This is a genomic window from Chitinophaga sp. 22620 (assembly GCF_052044405.1).
Taxonomy (GTDB): Bacteria; Bacteroidota; Bacteroidia; order Chitinophagales; family Chitinophagaceae; genus Chitinophaga.
In genome coordinates this window covers 351,181-372,431 of record NZ_JBQEMV010000004.1, presented here as the reverse complement: position 1 = coordinate 372,431, position 21,251 = coordinate 351,181, and the positions used below count along the sequence as shown (strand labels likewise).

Below are 21,251 nucleotides of genomic sequence, written 5' to 3'. Positions count from 1 at the left end.
AATATCCGTGGCCTTATCTACTAATTATTCGTAAATCACTATCTTGGATCATTAAACGATTAGCACTCCATGCAACGACCTTCCCTGAAAAAGCTGAGGATACTGCTTACCGCCGGCCTTATGGCCACGGCCGTGTGGGGTTCCCTGGGCTTTTCCCGACCCGATGACTGGACCGAAAGGATCATCAAGGCTTTAGAGAAATTCACCAACAACTACCCCCAGGAAAAAGTGTACCTGCATTTCGATAAAGATTATTATGCTTCCGGCGAGAACATCTGGTTTTCCGCTTACCTCACGCTGAACGACCTCCCCGCCCTCGGCGCCCGCAACCTCTACGCGGAGCTGCGCGATGCAAAAGGAGCCATTGTTCAGAAAGAGCTGCTGCTCGTGAACGAAGGAGGCGCGGCCGGCCAGTTTGCCCTCCCGGAGAACATGAAGCCCGGCCTTTACCAGATCAGGGCTTACACCGCGTGGATGCTCAACTACGACAGCACTTTCCTGTTTTATAAAAACATCCAGGTGCTGGATCCGAAAACCGGCAAAAGCGGCGATGATGCGCCGGCAGCGAAAGACTATGCCGTGCAGTTCTTCCCCGAAGGCGGCGACCTCGTTACCGATGTGAACAGCCTGGTGGCGTTCAAAGCCATCGACCAGAACGGCTACCCCATTAAAGTGGCCGGCGCTGTGCGCGACAGCAAAGACCAGCAGGTGGCCGTGATCGAAACCCTGCACGATGGCATGGGCACCTTTGAGCTGAAGCCTGTTGCAGGAGAAAGCTACAAAGCCGTGGTGGCCACCGCCGCCGGCCAGCAGAAGACCTTCAACCTTCCCGCGGTGAAATCCGGCGGCATCGCGCTGAAAGTGTATAACCGCGGCGCCAGGATATTCTATCTCACCGGCTTTAACGGGCTGGATACGAGCATGAACGAGCTGCTGCTGATCGCCACCATGCAGAACCAGGTGATCTACAAAGCCAACCTGAACATTTCCGAAGGCAAAGTGAGCGGGCTGATACCCGCCGCCAACATACCCACCGGCATTATCACCCTCACGCTGTTCGACCAGAAAGGCAATCCCCTTTCCGAGCGCCTGGTATACGTAAGGCAGAAGAACGACCAGATCGAATATTTCCTGGACCCGCAGGAACTGAACAAAGGCCCGCGCCAGCGCACCGAGCTGGTATTGCAGGTGCCCGATTCCATGCGCGGCCGCATCAGCGCGTCTGTTACCGATGCAGACCAGGTGGGCTTCGACCCCTGGGGCAACAACATCGTGAGCAATACCCTGCTCACTTCAGACATTCACGGCTACGTGCACAACCCCGCCTGGTATTTCCGGAACGACAGCGCCAGCACCTTGCAGGCGATCGATCTCGTGATGTTGACCAATGGCTGGAGAAGGTTCAGCTGGAAGCAGATATTGCAGGACAAGTACCCGCAGATCAGGTACCCTTACGAACAGGGCATCAACATCACCGGCAAAGCCCGCACCGCAGGCGGCCAGCCGGTTACAGACGGCAGTGTGAACTTCCTGATCAAGATACCGGTAGACAGCTCGTCCGCTTTCGCGTCCGCACCTGTAAGCCCCGACGGTTCGTTCCAGCTGAACAACCTGTTCTACAACGATACCGCCAATGTTTACTTCCAGGGCAGCATGACCAATAAAAAATGGAAAGATGTGGACGTGCAGTTCGACCGTCACTTCTTTGACGTATACGCCAGCGTAAAAACGCCCGTGCCCTTACTGCCTCCTCCCCCGCTGGACAACAGGATATTAAAGAACTATCTCGCCACCGTGGTGGAAAGCAATAACGTGAACCGCAGGATCAACAACCGCACCATCCAGCTGCAGGGCGTGGACATCACCGCCAAAAAACCGACAGAAGCTGAAACCACCGAAAAGAGATATGCCAATGGTATGTTCTCCGGCGGCAACGCGATGACCTTCGACCTGACGAACGAAAACGTGACATCGTTCAATGTATTCCAATATCTCCAGGCGCGGGTGCCCGGCCTCCAGATCACCGGCGACATCAGCAATCCCGTGCTCTCCTGGCGCGGCGGCGCTCCCGGCGTGTACCTGGACCAGATGCCTGTAGACATCGGCACCGTGGCCAATATCCCTATGGCGGACGTTGCGCTGATCAAAGTATTCCGTCCGCCGTTCATGGGCGGCATCGGCGGCGGCAACGGCGCCATTGCCATCTGGACGCGCCGCGGGGGCGACAGCCGGCCCGACCCCACCGTGAAAGGGCTGGAGCTGTTGAAAAAAGGCGGTTACAAGATCATCAAGGAATTCTACAGCCCTGATTATTCCGTGCGCAAACCCGTGCACGACCTGCCTGACAAACGCCTCACCCTCTACTGGAACCCCAGCCTGACGGTAGACAGCACCAACCACACCGCACGCCTGATCTTCTATAACAACGACAATACGAAGAACTTCAGGGTAGTGGTGGAAGGTATGGACCAGTACGGCAGAGTGGGCAGGATTGAGAAGAATTTTTAACAAATATTACTGCAATAAAAAAGCCCCGTCCTGGTTAAACCGGACGGGGCTTTTTCGTGCTATGACTGTTATTAATCCTTCAGTTTATTCAGGTAGTAGCTGAGCTTATACAACAGCTCATCCTGCAAACCGGCGCGCAGCTTGGCTTCCTCTTCGGTAATACCGAGCCTGCGCAGGCGCTGGTAATATACGTATGAGCCGCCGATCAGTTCCAGGCACTCCTGGATCTTCGTTTTCACTTCCGCTTCCTTGCTGCGCTTCTCGAATTCTTTTTTGGACAGGATCTTGTCCACGAAATAGAACGCGTCCTTATCTTCCGTCCATTTGCCGTTCTCCTGGTGCTGCGGCTTGTATACTTCCAGGTAGCAGTTGTCCAGCTTCAGCGGCTCGCCGAATTCCGCTTTGATGTCTATCACCAGCGGTTTGGCCACCGCGGGGTTGGAAAGGCGTTTTTTGACGGCGTTCGCAATTTCCACACCCAGTTCGCCACTACTCATGAGCAGCTGGTTCAGCTCCGAAAATTCGAGGCTGATAGTGATGCGGGTGTAACGGCTGCCGGATTTGATCTTGCCGAACAGGCTGGGCGTGGTCTTATCGTCGAACACGATGTCTTCCACCTGCACTTTCGAAATGGTTTTGTAATTGGGCTTATAGCCTTCCTCCGCCGGCGTGAGGCGTTTGTTCTGCGGGCGCGTCACTTCCTGGCGGTGCTGGTGCTGCACGAAGTCGTCCACGAAACGAAGCTCGAATTTCTTCAATTTCGTATACAGCTCATGGCTGGAATAATTACTGATCTTGCTGAGCATCAGCAGGTCTTCCCAGCTGTTGTGCTTATGTGCGCGCTGCAATTCGTCCAGCACATCCTGCGCGCTCATATTGCGTCGGTACAGCAGTTCCCCTATCAGGAAAACAGCATATTCATGCGCAGGATACCCGATCTCCGGCAATACGTCGAAGGGGTTCCGCTTTTGGTCGCGGGCCTGGGTGAGTTGTTCCAAATCGCTCATAACCGGTGCGAGTAAATATTTCCTGGCAGCGGTGCGCAATTTCTTGCTCACATAATCCAGCAACTGGTCGTTTACCTGGCCTTGATTGACAAAATCGTGCAATATCTGTACAAACCTTTTGGATACCGGGAGCCCGAACTGTGTAAGGATATCATTCTCCAGATCCTGAACCGAGTCCTTCCCCGTTTCCTGTGCCTCTTTCTTCGGCAGTTTGTCCTGCTTCCGGTACCGCTGATAATACTCCTGTAATTTCAATTTTAGCTGATCCATATGCATAGTTAGTTGTATGTCAACTTTTTATATAATTTTTTCCTGGTTAATAAAAACAAAAAGCCCAGCACTTCGCATGCTGGGCTAGTAAGTTTCGGGGGATTTGCGAATGGCAAAGATACGCGTTTTTTTGTGGAAATCATGTGCATAACCGGGTCCTGAAAACAGATTTCCATTCGCTATATGTTAGAGGCAACAACATCAGGCGGTTATCCGGAAACAGCAATTTTGATTTTTTGTAAAAGATTTCCGCCCCAACATTTGGAAATTGAATACGAAAAATATTACCTTTGCACTCCATAAAACACACATGGTGGTTGTAGCTCAGTTGGTTAGAGCATCAGATTGTGGTTCTGAGGGTCGGGGGTTCGAGCCCCCTCATCCACCCGTTACAAGTAAAAATGGCTTCTGAATTCCAGGAGCCATTTTTCATTTCAGCCGCTATTATTAAGCTATTATTACGCCATCTGTAGTGTTAATTAATGTTAATACCTTCCGGCCCTGTTTTCCCGTCATTCGTGTTGCAATTCCCTCCCTTTATCCCTTTCCGCCGGCCGCGCGCAGAATAGCCATTAATTTTGCAAAGGCTTTATTTTCCAATACCGTAAATGGCCGTCATAAAAACAACGTCTAAAATCCGAGTCCATTCAAAGTTCATTAAGATGAAAAAATTGTACGCATTGTTCCTGGGTCTGATCGTAATGCAATCGTATGCGGCAGCGCAGGTGAGCCCCCAGGGAGGCACACGACCCGCAGGAGCACCCAACGGCCAACGCCCCGGCGGCGGGCAAATGCCGCAGATCGGCCATATTTACGGCAAACTGGTAGACGCACAAACCCGCCAACCCGTAGAGTACGCTTCCGTAGCGCTGCTCCGCCAGAAAGATTCCAGCCTGGTGACCGGCATGCTGAGCCAGGGCAACGGGGATTTCAGCCTGGAGCAGCTGCCTTTCGGCCCCTTCCTTCTCCGCATCAATTTCATGGGTTATAAGACCATCTTCAAAAAAGTAACGGTAACACCCCAGGCTATGTCGCAGGACCTAGGCAACATCCGCCTGGAAGCCAATGCCAAAGCCCTTTCCGAAGTGGAAGTGACCGGTCAGCGCTCCGCCTTCCAGATGAACATCGACAAAAAAGTGTTCAATGTGGACCGTAACCTTACCAGCGCAGGCGGCACCGCGGCAGACGTGCTGAAAAGCGTTCCTTCCGTGAACGTGGACATAGACGGCAACGTCAAAGTGCGCAACTCCTCCCCCAATATTTTTGTGGACGGCAAACCCAGCACGCTGACCATCGACCAGATACCGGCAGACGCGATCGAGAGCGTGGAGCTGATCACCAACCCCTCCGCCAAATACGACGCGGAAGGCATGAGCGGCATCATCAACATCGTGCTGAAGAAAAATAAAAAAGCAGGTTTCAACGGTATGATACAGGGCGGCATCGGCACGGGCGACAAATACAACGCGGGCGGCAACATTGCCGTGCGCCAGGGTAAATGGAACGTGAGCGCCAACTATAACTACAACGCCAACCGCAACTGGGGCAACGGCACAACTGACCGTACCAATTTCGCCACCAGCGTAACGGACCAGAATTATATCTTCCAGGAAAGCGACAGCCGCAGCGGCGGCAACTTCCAGTTCGGCCGCATCGGCGTGGATTATTTCATGGATAACCGGAATACCATTTCGCTTTCACAAAATATCGTGAACGGCACTTTCAAGAACTACGAAGAGCTGGGAAGCACCTACAGCGACGCCAAGCTGGACGCATTCCGCCGCAACACCCGGTATACAGACAGCAAGTTCGGCTTCCGCAACTACTCTACCACGCTGGGTTTCAAGCACCTGTTTGCCGAGCCCAACAAAGAACTCACTGCCGATGTGTCCATGAACCTGAACAGCAACGACCGCAGCGGCGCCTTCCGCATGCAGCAGCAGTCGCTGGCAGGCCAGCCTTCCGGTGATCCCTACATCCAGAGCAACCGGGGCGACGGTAAAACAAACTTCTATTCCTTCCAGGCCGATTACGTGGACCCGATGGGTAAGACCGGTAAGTTCGAGACAGGTATCAAAGGCACCATCCGCAGCTTCAGCAGCACTTACGAAGTAGGCGAAGGGCTGAACGTGAATGTGCCGATAGACAGCCTGAGCAACGACTACAAATACAAAGAAGAGATCTACGCGGCATACGCCAACTATTCCAATACCATCAAGAACTTTGGTTACCAGGTAGGCCTGCGCGCGGAACAATACATTTACTCCGGCGAAATACCAAGCGAAGGCAAAACCTTCAAGCCCACCAAAGCCGTACCCGGCCTGTTTCCCAGCGTGTACCTGAGCTACAAGCTGCAAAAAGAACAGGAGCTGCAGCTGAACTATTCGCGCCGGGTGAACCGCCCGAACTTCTTCCAGCTGGTGCCCTACCGCGATTTCAGCGACCCGCTGAACCACCGCGAAGGCAACCCGAACCTCCGGCCTGAGTTCACCAACAGCCTGGAATTCTCTTACATGAAAACCTGGAAGAAACACAACTTCCTCGGTTCAATTTACTACCGCAATACCAACAACCTGATCAGCACGCTGAACACCCCGGTAGCTCCCGGCAGCGATACCCTGCTCACCACCTTCATCAACGCCAACAAGAGCTTTTCCTATGGCGCCGAACTAACGATGAAAAACCAGATCATCCAGGGCTGGGACATCACGACCAACGTGAACCTCTACCAGCAGGAGCTGCAGGTGCGCAACGACAAGGAAAACTTTACCAACCGCGGTTTCAGCTGGCTGGCGAAGATCAATTCCGAAACCAAGCTGCCCTGGAACATGACCTTCCAGGTAACCGCCAACTACCAGGCGCCTACCATCACTATTCCTACCGGAGGCGGAGGCGGCCGTGGCGGCGGAGGCGGCGGTTTCATGATGATACCCACTTCTGCACAGGGCCGCATCAAAGGCCTGAGCTCGGTAGACGTGGCGCTGCGGAAAGACTTCCTGAAGAGCAAAGCCCTCACCGCCACCCTCGGCCTCAGCGACGTGTTCAACACCCGCGAGTTCGGCATGGAACAGGAATCCGCTTTCTTCACGCAGGACATGGTGCGCAAGCGCGAAAGCCGCATCCTGCGCCTGAACCTCAGCTACCGCTTCGGCAAATTTGATTCGCAGCTCTTCAAGCGCAGGAACAACCGCTCCAGCTCAGAAGGCGTGCAGATGGAAGGCCAGGGCGGATTTTAAATACGAGATTAATCCCTATCTTAGTGAGAACAAGCCGCACCCGGACCCTCCGGGGCGGCTTTTCAAAGCAAAAAAGTATTGCTTCCCGGAAAATATCATAAAAAAAAGCGGCCGCCTTTTTACAAGACGGCCGCTTTTCTTTTAATGCGTTCTTATCCTTTCTTTCCCGCCAGCATGGGCACAAATGAAAAATCGTCGAAGATCTCCTGTTCATAATCATCTTCGCCGGTTTTGGTGATGCGCAGCATGCGCTGAACGTCGCCGCCGCCCACGGGTATCACCATTTTGCCACCCGGCTTCAGCTGCTTCAGCAGCTTTTCAGGAATTTGCGGCGCCGCTGCGGTCACCAGCACTTTGTCGAAAGGAGCATAGGTGGGCAGCCCCTCATACCCGTCTCCATAAAAGAACCGGATAGTGGGGTACTTTGCCTTGAAAGGGAATGATTTTACCTGGTCGAACAGCTTCTTCTGCCGCTCGATGGTGTAGACATTTGCTTTCAGCTCGCCGAGCACACAGGCCTGGTAGGCGCTTCCCGTGCCGATCTCAAGGACCTTCTCAAATGGTTTAACTTCCAGCAACTGCGTTTGGTATGCCACCGTATAGGGCTGCGAAATAGTTTGCCCCTCCCCGATCGGGAAAGCCCTGTCTTCATAGGCGATCCCTTCAAAAGCCGTGTCCAGGAAATAATGCCGGGGGATGTTGTTGATGGCTGCCAGTACGTTCTCGTCCGTAATACCTTTCTGCCTGATGTTGTCTACCAATTGTTTGCGTAATCCTTTTTGCTTATAATTATCTTCGTACCGCCTCATGGGCGCAAAAATAACCATTACGGGCGATTTTTATAGCAAAACGCGCGGAATGCGCCGCGGCGGGGAAATACGGCTTGAAATTTGCCGTCGCAGGCGGCAGTATTTCAAACCATTTTGACTGAAAACCTTTTTCTCATTATTTTACAGTCCATTTGATCACATCAAGGCCCTGTAAAAAGTAATTCAACACATGGACGCAAACATTCTCAGCAAAGCAGAGCAATGGCTCAACGGAGGCTATGACCCGGAAACCGTGGCAACAGTACAGCAACTCCTCAAAGAAAACCCTGACGAGATCACGGACGCATTTTACCGTAACCTGGAATTCGGCACCGGCGGCCTTCGCGGCGTGATGGGCGTGGGCACCAACCGTATGAACAAATACACGGTGGGCGTAGCCACGCAGGGTTTCGCCAACTACCTGAAGAAATCTTTCCAGGGTGAGATCAAAATAGCCATTGCGCACGACAGCCGGAACAATTCCCGCTTCTTTGCCGAGGTAGCCGCCAATGTAATGGCCGCCAACGGCATCAAAGTATTCCTTTTCGAAGCCCTCCGCCCCACTCCCGAGCTTTCTTTCGCGATCCGCCACCTGCAATGCCAGGGCGGCCTGGTGCTTACCGCCAGCCACAACCCCCGTGAATACAACGGCTACAAGGCCTACTGGGACGATGGCGCGCAGCTGGTGCCGCCGCACGACAAGAACGTGATCCTCGAAGTGGAAAAGATCGGCGGCATCGGGGAAGTGAAATGGACCGGCTGGGAACAGAACATCACCCTCATCGGGAAAGACATGGACGAGGCGTACCTCTCCATGCTCAAAAGCCTGAGCGTGTACCCCGAAGTGGTGGCCAAACAGCATGACCTGAAGATCGTATACACTCCTATTCACGGCACCGGCATTACCCTCGTGCCTGAAATACTCAAACGTTTCGGTTTCACCAATGTGCACATCGTGGAAGAACAGGCTACGCCCGACGGGAACTTCCCGACCGTGGTGTATCCCAACCCGGAGGAATCCGAAGCCATGAGCATCGGCCTGAAAAAGGCCGCTGCGCTGGATGCGGACATCCTGCTGGGAACAGACCCCGACTCCGATCGTGTAGGCATTGCCGTGAAAGACCATACCGGCAAATGGATATTGCTGAACGGCAACCAGACCGCCGTGCTGCTTTTCAACTACATCGTGGAAGCGCGCAAACGTAAAGGTCTTGCCCAGCCCAACGACTACATCTGCAAAACGGTGGTGACCAGCGACCTGATAGACGTGTTCGCCGCCAGCAACAATATTACCTGCTACAACACCCTCACCGGTTTCAAGTGGATCGCTGACCTGATACGCCGCAAGGAAGCCACCGAAAATTTCATCTGCGGCGGCGAGGAATCGTACGGTTATATGATCGGGGATAATGTGCGCGATAAGGACGCCATTGCTTCCGTAGCCATGATCTGCGAAATGGCGGCTTACGCCAAAAATGAAGGCAGAACGCTGTACGAGCAGCTGATCGACATCTATGTACGGTATGGTTTCTACAAGGAGTCCCTCATTTCCATCACCAAAAAAGGCATGAAAGGCGCCGAGGAAATTGCGGAGATGATGAGCAGCTACCGCCAGAACCCGCCGGCATCCATCAACGGTTCGCCCGTGGTGAAGATATTCGACTACCAGCTGTCTCACGTCACCACGCTGGCCACCGGCGAGCAAACGCCTATCGACCTTCCGAAATCCAATGTGCTGCAGTTCCTGACTGCGGACGGCAGCCGGATCTCCGCGCGCCCTTCCGGCACGGAACCCAAGATCAAGTTCTATTTCAGCGTGCATGAACCGCTGGAAAGCCCGGCCGACCTGGAAAGAGTGGAACAGGCGCTGGATGCGAAAGTGGCGGGTATTATTCACGACATGCAACTCGGATGATCCGATACATCAAGACCTTCTGTAAAAAGGCTGCGGGCAGTATCTGCTGTACCGGCAGCCTTTTTGCTTTATGGATGTTGCCCGTGAAAGTGAACGCCGTGCCTGTGCCCGCAGGCCATGAAATATCCTTTCCTGGTTTGCACATCAGCCGGTTGAACGATACCGCGTGCGGTGAAGCAGCTACACCCGTGCAGGACACCTCTTTCAAGCCGGCAGCCACTTCTGAACGCGTGAAGGACACTTTCCCCCATGTAAAAGACTCCGCTCCTTATATCGGCTTCTTCGACATTCCCGACAGGCCCGTGAAAGGCCGTGTATGGGCGCTCAGCGGCATCACTGTGGCTGCTTACGCCAATTCGCTGCTGGTGCTGAACCAGTTCTGGTACAGCGGTTACTCGCAGCGCAGCTTCCATACATTCAACGACAGCGGCGAATGGCTGCAGATGGATAAGGCCGGGCATATCTTCAGCGCCTACCTGCTCTCCAAATACAGCCGCGAGATCTGGCGCTGGACGGGCCTTCCGCGCAAGCAGCAGATATGGATCGGGGGTATGAGCGGGCTCGCTTACCAAAGCGTGATAGAACTGCTCGATGCGCATTCCGAGAACTGGGGCTGGTCGTGGAGCGACATGGCCGCCAACGCCCTCGGGGTGGCCGTGATGATGAGCCAGGAGCTGGCCTGGAACGAACAGCGCTTCCAGCTGAAGTTCTCCTCCTTCCCCGTCCGCTACAACGACCCCGTGCTGAAAGCCCGCGCCATCGACCAGTTCGGGCATACCTGGGCTGAAAGGACGCTCAAAGACTACAACTCCCAAACCTACTGGCTGAGCCTCAACCTCAAAAGCGTGATGCCCGAAAGCCGGCTGCCGCGATGGCTCAACATTGCCGTGGGTTACAGCGCGGACAATATGTTCGACGATTATTCCAACCACTGGACAGATGCCGGGGGCGTATACCGCAATTACACCTGGCTCAAACGCAAACGGCAACTGATCTTGTCGCCGGACCTTGACCTTACAAAGATCAGGACGAAGCACAAAGGCGTGAAGGTATTGTTCCAGGTGCTGAATATGATAAAAATCCCCGCGCCCGCGCTGGAACTGGACCTCAACGGACGGCTAAAGATGCACGCCCTTTATTTTTGATTTAATTGGTAAGATACGCGGAGGAGATCTTTTCGCCGGAAACGTCCACCATCACCATGTCCTGCAGGGTGGTGGCCAGGCTGTAGCCCACGAAGTCCACGGAGAGCGGGAAGGATTTATGCCGGCGGTCTACCAGTACGGCTGTTTGTATCTTTTTGGGAAGGAATTGCAGGAAGGGTTTGAGCGCGTAGAGCATGGTGCGGCCGGAGTTGGCCACATCGTCGATCACGACGATCACTTTGCCGGTGAAATCCAGCTGGTGGGAGAGTTCCACTTCAGCCGGCTTTTGTTTGTCCAGCTTTATTTCCATGACCTCTACTTTGAAAGGCGCTATGCGTTGCAGGTGCGCGGCGATCTTCTGGGTGAGGATGGATCCGCGGTCCCAGATGCCCGCCAGTATGATAGATGGTTCGTCGTAATTATGTTCGTATATTTCATACGCAATCCGTTCGATCTTCTTTTCTATCGCCTCCTGCGTCAGGATAACATTCTTATTTTCCATATCGCAATTTTGTACAGCCGTAAAAATACATAAATTGCAACTAACAACCGGTCAAATCAAGGATATGCAAATTGTTTCTCAACTACTTTTCCTGGTAGCACTTGCAGCTGCCGTTTACTACTTCTCCCGCAGGGCAATGGGTATACGGCGGAATATTCTGCTGGGAAGGGACATCACCCTGAACGACCAGCCCGCGCTGCGCTGGAAGAACCTGCTGCTGCTTGCTTTCGGCCAGAAAAAGATGTTCCGCAACCCGCTGGTGGCGGTGCTGCACTTCTTCGTGTATGCCGGGTTCATTATCATCAACCTGGAGATCCTGGAGATCGTCATAGACGGGCTGGCGGGCACCCATCGTATATTCGCGCCCGTGCTGGGGCCGGTGTACGGCGTACTGATCGGCTGTTTCGAGATACTGGCGGTGCTGGTGGCCGTTTCCTGCGCCATCTTCCTGGTGCGCCGCAACATCCTCAAGCTCAGGCGCTTTATCAGTAAAGACCTGGACGGGTGGCCGCGTTCCGACGCCAATTGCATCCTGATCACCGAAATTGTGCTCATGCTGCTGTTCCTCACCATGAACACGGCAGACGGTATCCTTCAGAGCCGCGGCGTACCGCATTACCCCGTCGCCGATCCTTTCTGGATCACACAGCATTTTGCAGGTCTGTTCAACGGCCTGTCCGACTCCGCGCTCGTTGCCGTTGAAAGAACGGCCTGGTGGCTGCACATCCTCGGCGTGCTCGCGTTCCTGAACTACCTGCCCTGGTCCAAGCACCTGCACATCATTCTCGCTTTCCCGAATGCATATTATACCCGTTTGAAGCCCAAAGGCAAAATGGACAATATGCCCGAAATACAACAGGAAGTGCTGTATGCCATGCAGCCCGAACTGGCCGCCAACGCTGCTCCGGCCGATACGCCGCCTAAGTTCGGCGCAAAGGACGTGCAGGACCTCACCTGGAAGAACCTGCTGGATGCCTTTGCCTGCACGGAATGCGGCCGCTGCTCCGCCGCCTGCCCCGCCACGCAAACGGGCAAGGCCCTCTCTCCCCGCCTCATTATGATGAAAACCCGCGACCGCGCGGAAGAAGTCGGCAGGCTAAACGGAGAGGCCGGCGACAAAACGCTTTTGCGCGATTACATCACCGAAGAGGAGCTGCGCGCCTGCACCAGCTGCAACGCCTGCGTGGAAGAATGCCCCGTGAGCATCAACCCGCTGGACATCATCCTGCAAATGAGGCGGCACCTGATCATGGAAGAAAGCAGCGCCCCGCAGGAATGGAACATGATGTTCTCCAACATAGAAAATAATATGGCGCCCTGGAAATTCAGTCCGGACGACCGTGATGCCTGGATCAACAGTTAAAACAAGAATGTATGCAAGTGAAAACAATGGCCGAATATTTTGCCAATGGGGAAACGCCCGAAGTGCTCTTCTGGGTGGGATGCGCGGGCAGCTTTGACCAGCGCGCGCAGAAGATCACCCGGGCATTCGCGGAGATACTGACCAAAACCGGGATACCATTTGCCGTGCTGGGCAAGGAAGAAGCCTGCACCGGCGACCCGGCGCGCAGGGCGGGCAACGAGTTCCTCTTCCAGATGATGGCGTACAACAACATCCAGGTATTGAATAATTACGGCGTGAAGAAGATCGTGACGGCCTGCCCCCACTGCTTCAACACCATCAAAAACGAATACCCCGAGCTGGGCGGAAGCTACGAAGTGATCCATCACACCACCTTCCTGCAGCAGCTTATCGACGAAGGCCGCATCAAAATAAAAGAAGGCGGATCGTTTAAAGGCAAAAAGATCACTTACCACGACAGCTGCTACCTTGGCCGGGCCAACAATATCTACGAAGCCCCGCGCGCAGTGCTGGAAACGCTGGATGCGGACCTGGTGGAAATGAAACGCTGCAAAAGCAAAGGCCTCTGCTGCGGCGCAGGCGGCGCGCAGATGTTCAAGGAAGAAGAAAAAGGCACTACCCGCGTGAACTTCGAAAGAGGCCGCGAAGCCGTAGCCACCGGCGCTTCCGTGATCGCCGCCAACTGCCCCTTCTGCATGACGATGCTCACCGACGGCGTGAAAGAGGCAGGGAAAGAGGATACGGTGAAGGTGCTGGACATTGCGGAGATCATCGCCGGAGAAATGCAGTAGCGGCGGGCGTATCCCCGTGCGTATTGCTCTTTTTATTTCCTCTCCAGGTCCGTGATCAATAAAGGGTTGCTTTGCTGCAAGCTGGTTATTAATTCTTTTACGGCTTCGGTGGTAGGGTTTTGTTTGATCTGTTCCAATTCTGCGCTGGTAATACCCACTAACTGAAGAAAACTAACTTCGCCGTGAGGCGTGTCTATTTTGCCCAGTTCTGGATCAAGGGCAATTACAAAACCTGTGATTTCCGTTTCCGTATTGAGCCTTATAGGGCCGTTGGCGGGGATGAACTGGTTCTCTTCAAACCATCTTCCACTTGAAAATACATACCGGGCCAGGTTATTCATTACGTGTATGGCCCATATAGGATCATTTTCATCCTCTTTAAAAGGTGCCAGCCTGAAGCTGAATTCAAACCCCCATTTGCTGAATGTGCCGCCGGCCTTTTCTTCATTGTAATAAAGCTCGCTCATTCCGTAGCTGACGATATGCCGGTGAAATACCTGGCGATTACTATCGTAAATACTCGCCCCATCTATGGGATCCGTTCCTCCCGCGGCATAATGAAGCCCGCACAGCGGCGGATAATGCCGGGGTTCGGTGCTGCCGTACACTTTTCCCAGCTGCTGATCGATAGCCTGCCAGCCGGGCGTATCCTCTTCCGTAAATTGTTTTTTATATTCTTCCGCTGTCATAAATATGGATCGTTTTATACTTTAAATTCTCAAACCGGATGCTGATCCTGTTCTTAAGATCAGCTGCTTTCCAGTGTTACAAAAACATTGCTGAAATCTTTCTTTGCCAGGTCGCTTTTATGGATGACAAAAAACAGGTCGCCTGCATCACCCCATTGAAAATCCCCGGCAGATGAGACTTTCAGCAAAATGATCCAGTCTTCGGGATTGCCTTTCTGCTTAAGGGAAGCCTGCAGTTCCGGGGATTCATGTTGCGTAAAACCATATGCGTTCATAGCATAAGCGTAAGGTTTGCTGTTGGCGCCGGTTTCATACAGGTTGCCCAATGTATCGTCCAGCAGCTCCTCTTTATCCTGCAGGGCTTTGGCAGCGCCTTTAAAAAGATAACTGTTCTGGTAGCTGGCATAAAAAGACGGGAACGACATTTCTTTGGCCGCATGGACGCTATATGCGGCGTATGCCGGGTCGTACATTTCAAAATAGTCGTCAGCGGAGAAATTGAAGCGGCTACCGGAAGAAAGGGCGGAAGTATCTTCCGCATAAATAACTTTACAGGGATTGCCTTTCGTGCTGCCATACAGGTTATGAATGGTTTCGAAGAAAAAAAACAATATGCCTTTACGCGGCAGATAATCCTGCAGGCCGGCAATTGCCCCGCAGTTTACCTGGCCAATGAATTCGTACAGGTATTCCTTCTCCCCGTCTTCCCTTTTCTCTATGAACTTTGGATAGTCCATATCCGCCGGCAGGTCCGGCATGCCGCCAAAGCGGTGATTGCCGATGATTGTATAATCTTCATCGCCAGCATGCGAGAATGCAATGCTCTTTTTTGCCAGCGACCCTATCGCTTCCCGGTATTCTGCCGCGTTGTATTCCCTGATAAGGGCCTCTATCCGCGTATCCAGGTCCGGATCGCCTGCTGCGTAAAATGCCCGGTCGTTCCATGAAATAACACCCGTTCCATCAGCTCCTTTATACGTAAAATCCATCAAACGCATTTTATCCTCAATAGAGAGCTCTACATCTGCAATCTGATTAATGGATGCGGGCAATATTTCCAGGGGATTGTTCTTAATATCGACCCGTTTCAGCTTCGGTTGCTGCAATAACGTTTCCGGGAGCGTTTTTAGCTGGTTACCGGAGAGGTCTATTGTCTTTATTTCGGGAAGGTGTGCTTGTTGCGGCAATGCTTCAAGCTGGTGGCGGGAGAGTACCAGGTACTCCAGTTTTGGCAGCTGCAGCAGGCCTTCAGGTATGGTCTTTAACTGCCCGTTATTGAAATAGAACCGGGTCAGGTTCGTAAGCTGCCCTATACTTTCTGGTAAAGATTCAACATGAACACCGTTTACAGAAACCTGCTCCAGCATTTGCAAGCTGCCGATCTTTGCGGGAAACGATCTTAGTGGCAGTTTTTCCAAAGGCCACTTGCAGATGATCCCCAGCTCTTTAAGCCGGCTGAAGGAGAACAGCCTTTCGGGGAACTCTTCAAACTCAGGGTTGGCCATATCCAGGTAACAGACCACTTCCGCGGGGGCCTGCAATGTTTCTTCATAAGAAGTAAACTTATAGTTACTCCAATCCAGGGTATCCGCATTGAATTGCTTGTATATTTTTACCGGGAAACAGGGAACATCGTCGTAAGGACGCTTCAGATAACCGTTATAGGCCACCCAATTGTCTTTGAAAGTAATGGTACCGAAGAAATCGAGACCGTACTCAAAGCCTTCTTTGCGCACGTAGGCATAGGTGGCTTCGCATTTGTCTCCTGTAATTTCAAAACTGCCTTCCGGTATCCCGTTACCGTATATGCCAATGCCGGGGAAATCGATATGTACCGTTGCTTCGTCCCCTTCTGTATATTCTTCCAGCAATCTGGCTTCCACCGCTTTTTTCACCTTGCCCGTTCTGGCTACAATGTGGGTATTGAGCTCTTTGCTAAAGCCTGGTATTTCCCATTTCGACTCTTCTTCGATAATATCGAAGGAAATACCGCCAATCTCAAATACCTCCTTACCGCCGGCGGGTATTTCAAAGGGAAGAACCTCAGGCACCGCTGCCGTTCCCTCTGCCGCTTCATCTTCGTTGATCTCCAGCCGCTCCTCCATCGCCTTCAGTGTAGCGGCCACCGCATCTTCCTGCTCCTGCAGGCTTTGCTTTAAAGCGTCCGCATCATTGTTCCACTGCAGCGACAGCCAGGCCTCGTTTATTAAAGGCTCAATTCCGGCGCGTACATTTTCTTCAGCCTCGCCTATAAACTCAAGGCAGTATTCATCATTAATTAAAATACAACCAACAAAATAAAATAGATGATAATGCTGTTCGTTAAAGACAACATCGGTTTTTCCATGAACGATATAACAAGGGCTGCCATTGAAAAGCGTTTCTGTGGTGTTAACCACCACGGCCTTGAAACGCCTTTGCGGTAAGGCATTAAAAAAACGCTCTTTGAAATTGCTGCCGCCGAACACCTCGTAGGCACTTTGCAAACTAACGCTGATGGTAATACGGGGCGGCTGTATGGAATCCTCTTCTGCTTCAGCCACCGCCACAACTGAAGCGGGAAGCTGTCTCACTACGCTAAACCCTTCGGGTGACACAGCGGTAAATACGCTTGTTCCTATCTTGTTTCCGTTTACTGACATGGGCTAAAAACTATAAAGTGCTAAGATTAATGAAATTCCAAAGATCACAAAATTCTTTTTTGTTACTAAATGTTTAAGTGTTGTGAAAATGGAATTCCAGGAATAACAAACAGGCTACCGGGTCGCCTGGAGAACTATCATTCCGATATATTCTGACACAAAGGTAAGCCCATACGATGCCGGGGAAAACACCGTTTTCAATGAAAATGAATACCCTGTTTTCAGGGGGGAGCGGGTAACTGATCAGCTGTGATGTGATATTTGACTGGCTAGCCAGCTTTCGTCCCAAGCTGGCGCAAGTCTGAAGGGAGGATTATGTGCGTGAGCTGACTTGCGTCAGCTCCGGGTTCTACAAAACAACCTTGAATATCTATGTTTGAAAATCCCGGTACAAATTGCATAGTTTCTAAAGGTTACTCCTGTTAAATCCATGGAAACGGGTCGCAAATCCACCAACCATAATATACCTGACCTGTTTCTCATTCAAGGTTCTCCAAAACCTGATCAGTTCTTCATCCAAAAGATCCATTCCTTTTATTTATAAGTAATTTTCGCCTTTTTAAATAAAGCATTTACCCGTAACATTTGAGTAAAAAGATGCAGTTTCTCAATATCGGGGCGGTATATGTCACGGCGGAGCCGCTCCAGATCATTGGTGACAGCCAACTTAGCCTTAGACGTTAGCTCCTGGGAAACCTGCTTTTTTGTTGACATTGTAGTGCAATTTGTCAGAAATCAATGATGCAATTTACCAAATTCTTCTATAGCAAACAGCACCCTTGACCAAACCTCCCTACCCTCTCTTCCCAAACGGCAGTATCCTCCCGATCGTCCCTTTGATCAGGGTCTTCGCAATCCCGGTCGTGAGCTGTATCGCACCGCTCACCGCCATGTTCATCAATTGCTCGCCCGATTGTTTATCCAACCTGAAAGAAGGCGGCGGGTTGTTTTCATCCACCATGCGTGCGCCGCTCATGGTGGAGCGGTAGGCGGCCGTGCCGGGGTAATACATAGCGATGTCGTCGCTGATGTATTTTTCCAGCTTGTCAAAATCATGGCGTTCCAGCTCGTCCACCGGGCAGCAGTCCTGCCGGTCTTTCGGGCGCATGATAAGCGGGTACGGATCGCATGCCTGTATCATAAAAAGGGCCGCACGGTCTATGTATAGCTCGCTCTCCCCATTTTCCTGGTATACAGCAATGAAGCAGGTGATGCGCGGCTTTTCGGCCGTTACTCTTACGGACATATGCACCCATTCGTCCACTGCCGCGGCTTCCACCCATTTAATGTCTTCGGAAAGGGGGTTGGTGCCGCCGGTGGGGTCGATGCCGATCCTGGTCACGCCCCTGCTGCGGGTGGGCAGATGATAGAACGTGGTGAATTCGTAGTCCCAGCCTGTGTTCGCACAGATGCTCTGCCGGATGCCCGCAATCCCGGAACCTTCGATCACTATGCCCTGCGCTCGCTGGCCGTCGCGGCAAATGAATTCGTCGGGAATAAAATAGGCGGCCTTGAACGGCGGCACATTGGTGCTTTCCGGGTCCATGATGAGCACGGGCGATGCAAAGGGCTGCCATTCATTGGCCACGATCGCATCTTCCTGCGTATTGCGTGCCTCTTTCTGCGGTTTGTACCGGAAGCCGTCCTCGAAATTCGCGTTCATCAGCTCGGTAACGGTGACGAGCGAATAGGCGGTACCGGTACCGCCATCATCGTCCTGCACGGTCACCTTGGTCACGTAATTGCCTTTGCAGGTGTATACATGCGATGCGGAGGCAATGCCCACGCCCTGCGGGGATTTATTCTTCTCGCGGATGGTCGCCATTTTGATATGCCCGTCCCCGCAATCCCAGGTGCCTACATGCGAATCGCACCAGCCGGCGTCTATGAATACAGCGTCGAGCCGTACGGGCTGATTTTTGAGCACGCAGAGGCGTTTGTAGGTGTATACTTTCGGAGCAACATTCACCACGTTCACGGTCATTACGGCTTCACCCACGCCGCCGGCACTGTCCTGCACGGTGAGGCGCACGGTATAGCTGCCATTATCGCACCAGGCATGTTCCGCGCTGGCGGTGCCCTGCGCCTGGGGCTCGTTGTTGGTTTCAGTGACTACGAGCGTTTGCGGCGCGGTATTGTCGCCGAAATCGATCACGGCTTTATGGGTATCCAGCCAGTTATCGTCTGTGAAGGCGGCTTTCAGTGTTACCTTCTGCCCTTCTTCGATGGTGATCACGGGTGTTTCGAATTGTACCACCGGCGCCACGTTCTTCACATTCACACGGGTGTAGTGCCTGGTGGTGGCGCCTCCGCTTTCGTCTACCTGTATCTGCACGCGCGCCACGTATACGCCGCTCCTGCCGAAGCGGTGGGAAACATTGCGCAGGGTGAAGGATGCGCCGTCTCCCGCCAGCCAGAGGGCTTTTGAGGTGGGTTTATCCGCGCCGCCGTTGAAGTTCACGAAGGCGTTGCCGGTCACGTTGTACGGGCCGTGCGAGCGGGCCATATCTTCGGAAGTGAGCGCAAAGGTGCTGGTGATGATCATATTGCCGGCGAACACCAGCCCGCTGGGTTCAATGATCACCGGGTTCTCGAAGCGCGCCTGCACATTGCCGATCGCATCTAAACTACCCGGCCATGCGCCAATGCCGGTCACCTTGCCGGATTCATCTTTCGCCACCACGCCGCCGATCTTGGAAGCAATGCTTTCCACCACGGCCATGATGATGAGACCGATAATAAGCCCGATCACACCGAAGGTGAGGAAGCCCAGGAAAGCCACCAGCAGCCAGGCTCCGGCGCCAAGGTCCACGTCCGGGTCACCGATCAGTTCGTGCTCCAGCATCTGCGTGCCATCCGGTTTATCGGCCCATTTGAGTCCTACGCGCTGGTCGAAGCCGGCGTCGATGTCTATGCTGTCCAGCACAGCGTCTACGATCGTCACTTCGCCGTTCACGCTCAGCTCGCCGGTATGGAGGTCCAGGCCGAGACTGTTAAGCTTTACGGTCTTGCCTTCCACTTTTTCATCGAGCGTGGTGGGCAGCGAGCCGTATTGGTCGGCCACGGTCTTATTAAATTCCTGCCGCACCTTGGCTTCGCTGGTGGCAATGGCAAAGTCGCGCCCGGCGGGCACGAAGCTGGTTACCGCGCCGGGGTTGCCGCCTCCTCCGCCGTTGATGCAGAGCGCGAAGCCGTCGCTGTAAGCCTGCGGCGTTACGTCGTTGATGGTTGTGGTGCCGGTGGGGTCTTCCACTTTCCATATCTGTATCTTTTGCCGCGCCACCAGCTCATCGCGCACGCGGGCGGCGATGAAACCTTCTATCTGCGCCAGGGTGGGCACAAACACGTCCACATCGCCAAAAGCGTGCAGCGGGCCGGCGGCGGCGGCGCTGAAATTTGTTTTGATGAGGCTCTCGAGGTCGTAGCCGCCGATGGAGGCGGCATTTTTGTTGAAGGTATAATTCGCTCCTTCGGTGCCTGCCGCGGGCGTCACGTTTTCGAGCGTAACGGTAGCGGTGGAAGTTTTAACGAGGATGCGGTCCGCCGTTTCTGTGTATTCCGCCAGCATCACGGCTTTGCCGTTGACAGCCATGGGCGTGCGCAGCTCAAACCCGCCGAAGCTGCCAGTGATGTCGTAAAACCGGAGGTAGCAGGGAATGTTCACTTTCACGTGCCCGGGATCGGGCTTTTCGATGGTGATCTTGCGGGCGGGATCGTTCACATCGTCGTACAGTTCGGCATGCACTTTCATGCTGAACGGCCCGAAGGCGATGGTAGGGTCTGGCGTGATCTGCGAAGGGATGGCGCCTTCCTGGTATTTTTTATGTACAAATTCTTCGATGGCCGCGGTGGTGATGGGCGCAATAGGATCGCCGCTGGTGATGGTCACGCTCACCGCGTCGGCGGGCATGGCCGTGAAATCCGCGCCCACTTCGTGATTGGCGGGATTGGTCTCGCGGATGGGTACCCGCACGCGCACGTCCGCCGTGATATCGAACAGTTTGGCGGCGTCGATGGGCGGGTTGGCGATCTCGATGTGATTGATGGTGCCGAGTTTGATGCGGACGCCGTTTACGCCGGTGTCCATTTCAAGATCGAGCTGCTCTTTGGGGATCTGCACGTGGCCGCTGGCCACCTGGTAAGGGCCGAAGCTGATGGTGTTGGGAATGTTCACGTATTCGGGTATCACACCGGGGCCGCTGGCGTCGCCGCCTGATTTCCATGCGGCCAGCAGCAGTTGTTTCAGGGCGGGAACGGTCAGTTCCGCGATCACTTCAAAACCATGCGTGTTTGCCATTTGAAGGGGTTTTTATCGGGATTATACATGCCGCGGAATGTTGCGTCCCGCGGTTTTTGGGGTTTATGTTCCGTTCG

General features: G+C 53.4%; 12 protein-coding genes and 1 tRNA gene. 7 read left to right on the top strand and 6 right to left on the bottom strand.

The window, feature by feature from the left end:
* Positions 1-69: 69 nt before the first annotated feature.
* Positions 70-2,508 carry an MG2 domain-containing protein gene (locus ACTJIK_RS20825; protein WP_440649466.1) on the top strand — a complete coding sequence of 813 codons (2,439 nt, stop codon included), beginning with the start codon at positions 70-72 and terminating at the stop codon, positions 2,506-2,508.
* Between the two features lie 71 nt (positions 2,509-2,579).
* On the opposite strand, the gene ACTJIK_RS20820 is transcribed toward ACTJIK_RS20825, so the two are convergent.
* Complete coding sequence (locus ACTJIK_RS20820) at positions 2,580-3,785, bottom strand: hypothetical protein (RefSeq protein WP_440649465.1); 1,206 nt, start codon at positions 3,783-3,785, stop codon at positions 2,580-2,582.
* Between the two features lie 313 nt (positions 3,786-4,098).
* Here ACTJIK_RS20820 and ACTJIK_RS20815 point away from each other — a divergent pair.
* Both ACTJIK_RS20815 and ACTJIK_RS20810 read left to right on the top strand, forming a co-directional pair.
* A tRNA-His gene (locus ACTJIK_RS20815) sits at positions 4,099-4,172 on the top strand.
* A 275-nt stretch (positions 4,173-4,447) separates the two neighbouring features.
* The gene (locus ACTJIK_RS20810) at positions 4,448-7,021 is read left to right on the top strand and encodes a TonB-dependent receptor domain-containing protein (protein ID WP_440649464.1); all 2,574 of its coding nucleotides are present in this window, start codon (positions 4,448-4,450) and stop codon (positions 7,019-7,021) included.
* 152 nt (positions 7,022-7,173) lie between these two features.
* Here ACTJIK_RS20810 and ACTJIK_RS20805 read toward each other — a convergent pair whose 3' ends face one another.
* Positions 7,174-7,848: a protein-L-isoaspartate(D-aspartate) O-methyltransferase gene (locus ACTJIK_RS20805; protein ID WP_440649463.1), complete on the bottom strand. Its 675-nt coding sequence runs from the start codon at positions 7,846-7,848 to the stop codon at positions 7,174-7,176.
* Positions 7,849-8,020: 172 nt separating this feature from the next.
* On the opposite strand from ACTJIK_RS20805, the gene ACTJIK_RS20800 reads away from it, so the two are divergent.
* Entirely contained in the window at positions 8,021-9,745 is a 1,725-nt protein-coding gene (locus tag ACTJIK_RS20800; protein ID WP_440649462.1) for a phospho-sugar mutase, read from the top strand.
* Entirely contained in the window at positions 9,742-10,890 is a 1,149-nt protein-coding gene (locus ACTJIK_RS20795; RefSeq protein WP_440649461.1) for a DUF2279 domain-containing protein, read from the top strand. The genes ACTJIK_RS20800 and ACTJIK_RS20795 overlap by 4 nt, the downstream gene beginning before the upstream one ends.
* A 1-nt stretch (position 10,891) precedes the next feature.
* Here ACTJIK_RS20795 and ACTJIK_RS20790 read toward each other — a convergent pair whose 3' ends face one another.
* Positions 10,892-11,392 carry a phosphoribosyltransferase family protein gene (locus ACTJIK_RS20790; RefSeq protein ID WP_440649460.1) on the bottom strand — a complete coding sequence of 167 codons (501 nt, stop codon included), beginning with the start codon at positions 11,390-11,392 and terminating at the stop codon, positions 10,892-10,894.
* 64 nt (positions 11,393-11,456) lie between these two features.
* Here ACTJIK_RS20790 and ACTJIK_RS20785 point away from each other — a divergent pair, with 64 nt between their 5' ends.
* Together ACTJIK_RS20785 and ACTJIK_RS20780 are read left to right on the top strand one after the other, a co-directional pair.
* Positions 11,457-12,755 (top strand): 4Fe-4S dicluster domain-containing protein, encoded by a 1,299-nt coding sequence (locus ACTJIK_RS20785; protein ID WP_440649459.1) that lies wholly within the window; start codon positions 11,457-11,459, stop codon positions 12,753-12,755.
* A gap of 11 nt (positions 12,756-12,766) precedes the next feature.
* On the top strand, positions 12,767-13,546 hold the full coding sequence (locus tag ACTJIK_RS20780) for a (Fe-S)-binding protein (RefSeq protein ID WP_440649458.1): 780 nt from the start codon (positions 12,767-12,769) through the stop codon (positions 13,544-13,546).
* Positions 13,547-13,578: 32 nt separating this feature from the next.
* On the opposite strand, the gene ACTJIK_RS20775 is transcribed toward ACTJIK_RS20780, so the two are convergent.
* The 3 genes from ACTJIK_RS20775 to ACTJIK_RS20765 form a co-directional block, all read right to left on the bottom strand.
* Positions 13,579-14,235 (bottom strand): suppressor of fused domain protein, encoded by a 657-nt coding sequence (locus tag ACTJIK_RS20775; RefSeq protein ID WP_440649457.1) that lies wholly within the window; start codon positions 14,233-14,235, stop codon positions 13,579-13,581.
* Positions 14,236-14,294: 59 nt separating this feature from the next.
* Entirely contained in the window at positions 14,295-16,877 is a 2,583-nt protein-coding gene (locus tag ACTJIK_RS20770; protein WP_440649456.1) for a DUF1963 domain-containing protein, read from the bottom strand.
* Between the two features lie 793 nt (positions 16,878-17,670).
* Complete coding sequence (locus ACTJIK_RS20765; protein ID WP_440649455.1) at positions 17,671-21,174, bottom strand: PKD domain-containing protein; 3,504 nt, start codon at positions 21,172-21,174, stop codon at positions 17,671-17,673.
* Positions 21,175-21,251: the final 77 nt, after the last annotated feature.

What these genes read in the sequence shown, in the direction of transcription:
- ACTJIK_RS20805 (WP_440649463.1), bottom strand. Translation starts at nt 7,848, where the DNA reads ATGGTTATTTTTGCGCCCATGAGGCGGTACGAAGATAATTATAAGCAA.
- ACTJIK_RS20765 (WP_440649455.1), bottom strand. Translation starts at nt 21,174, where the DNA reads ATGGCAAACACGCATGGTTTTGAAGTGATCGCGGAACTGACCGTTCCC.
- ACTJIK_RS20810 (WP_440649464.1), top strand. Translation starts at nt 4,448, where the DNA reads ATGAAAAAATTGTACGCATTGTTCCTGGGTCTGATCGTAATGCAATCG.
- ACTJIK_RS20800 (WP_440649462.1), top strand. Translation starts at nt 8,021, where the DNA reads ATGGACGCAAACATTCTCAGCAAAGCAGAGCAATGGCTCAACGGAGGC.
- ACTJIK_RS20825 (WP_440649466.1), top strand. Translation starts at nt 70, where the DNA reads ATGCAACGACCTTCCCTGAAAAAGCTGAGGATACTGCTTACCGCCGGC.
- ACTJIK_RS20770 (WP_440649456.1), bottom strand. Translation starts at nt 16,877, where the DNA reads ATGTCAGTAAACGGAAACAAGATAGGAACAAGCGTATTTACCGCTGTG.
- ACTJIK_RS20795 (WP_440649461.1), top strand. Translation starts at nt 9,742, where the DNA reads ATGATCCGATACATCAAGACCTTCTGTAAAAAGGCTGCGGGCAGTATC.
- ACTJIK_RS20780 (WP_440649458.1), top strand. Translation starts at nt 12,767, where the DNA reads ATGCAAGTGAAAACAATGGCCGAATATTTTGCCAATGGGGAAACGCCC.
- ACTJIK_RS20785 (WP_440649459.1), top strand. Translation starts at nt 11,457, where the DNA reads ATGCAAATTGTTTCTCAACTACTTTTCCTGGTAGCACTTGCAGCTGCC.
- ACTJIK_RS20790 (WP_440649460.1), bottom strand. Translation starts at nt 11,392, where the DNA reads ATGGAAAATAAGAATGTTATCCTGACGCAGGAGGCGATAGAAAAGAAG.
- ACTJIK_RS20820 (WP_440649465.1), bottom strand. Translation starts at nt 3,785, where the DNA reads ATGGATCAGCTAAAATTGAAATTACAGGAGTATTATCAGCGGTACCGG.
- ACTJIK_RS20775 (WP_440649457.1), bottom strand. Translation starts at nt 14,235, where the DNA reads ATGACAGCGGAAGAATATAAAAAACAATTTACGGAAGAGGATACGCCC.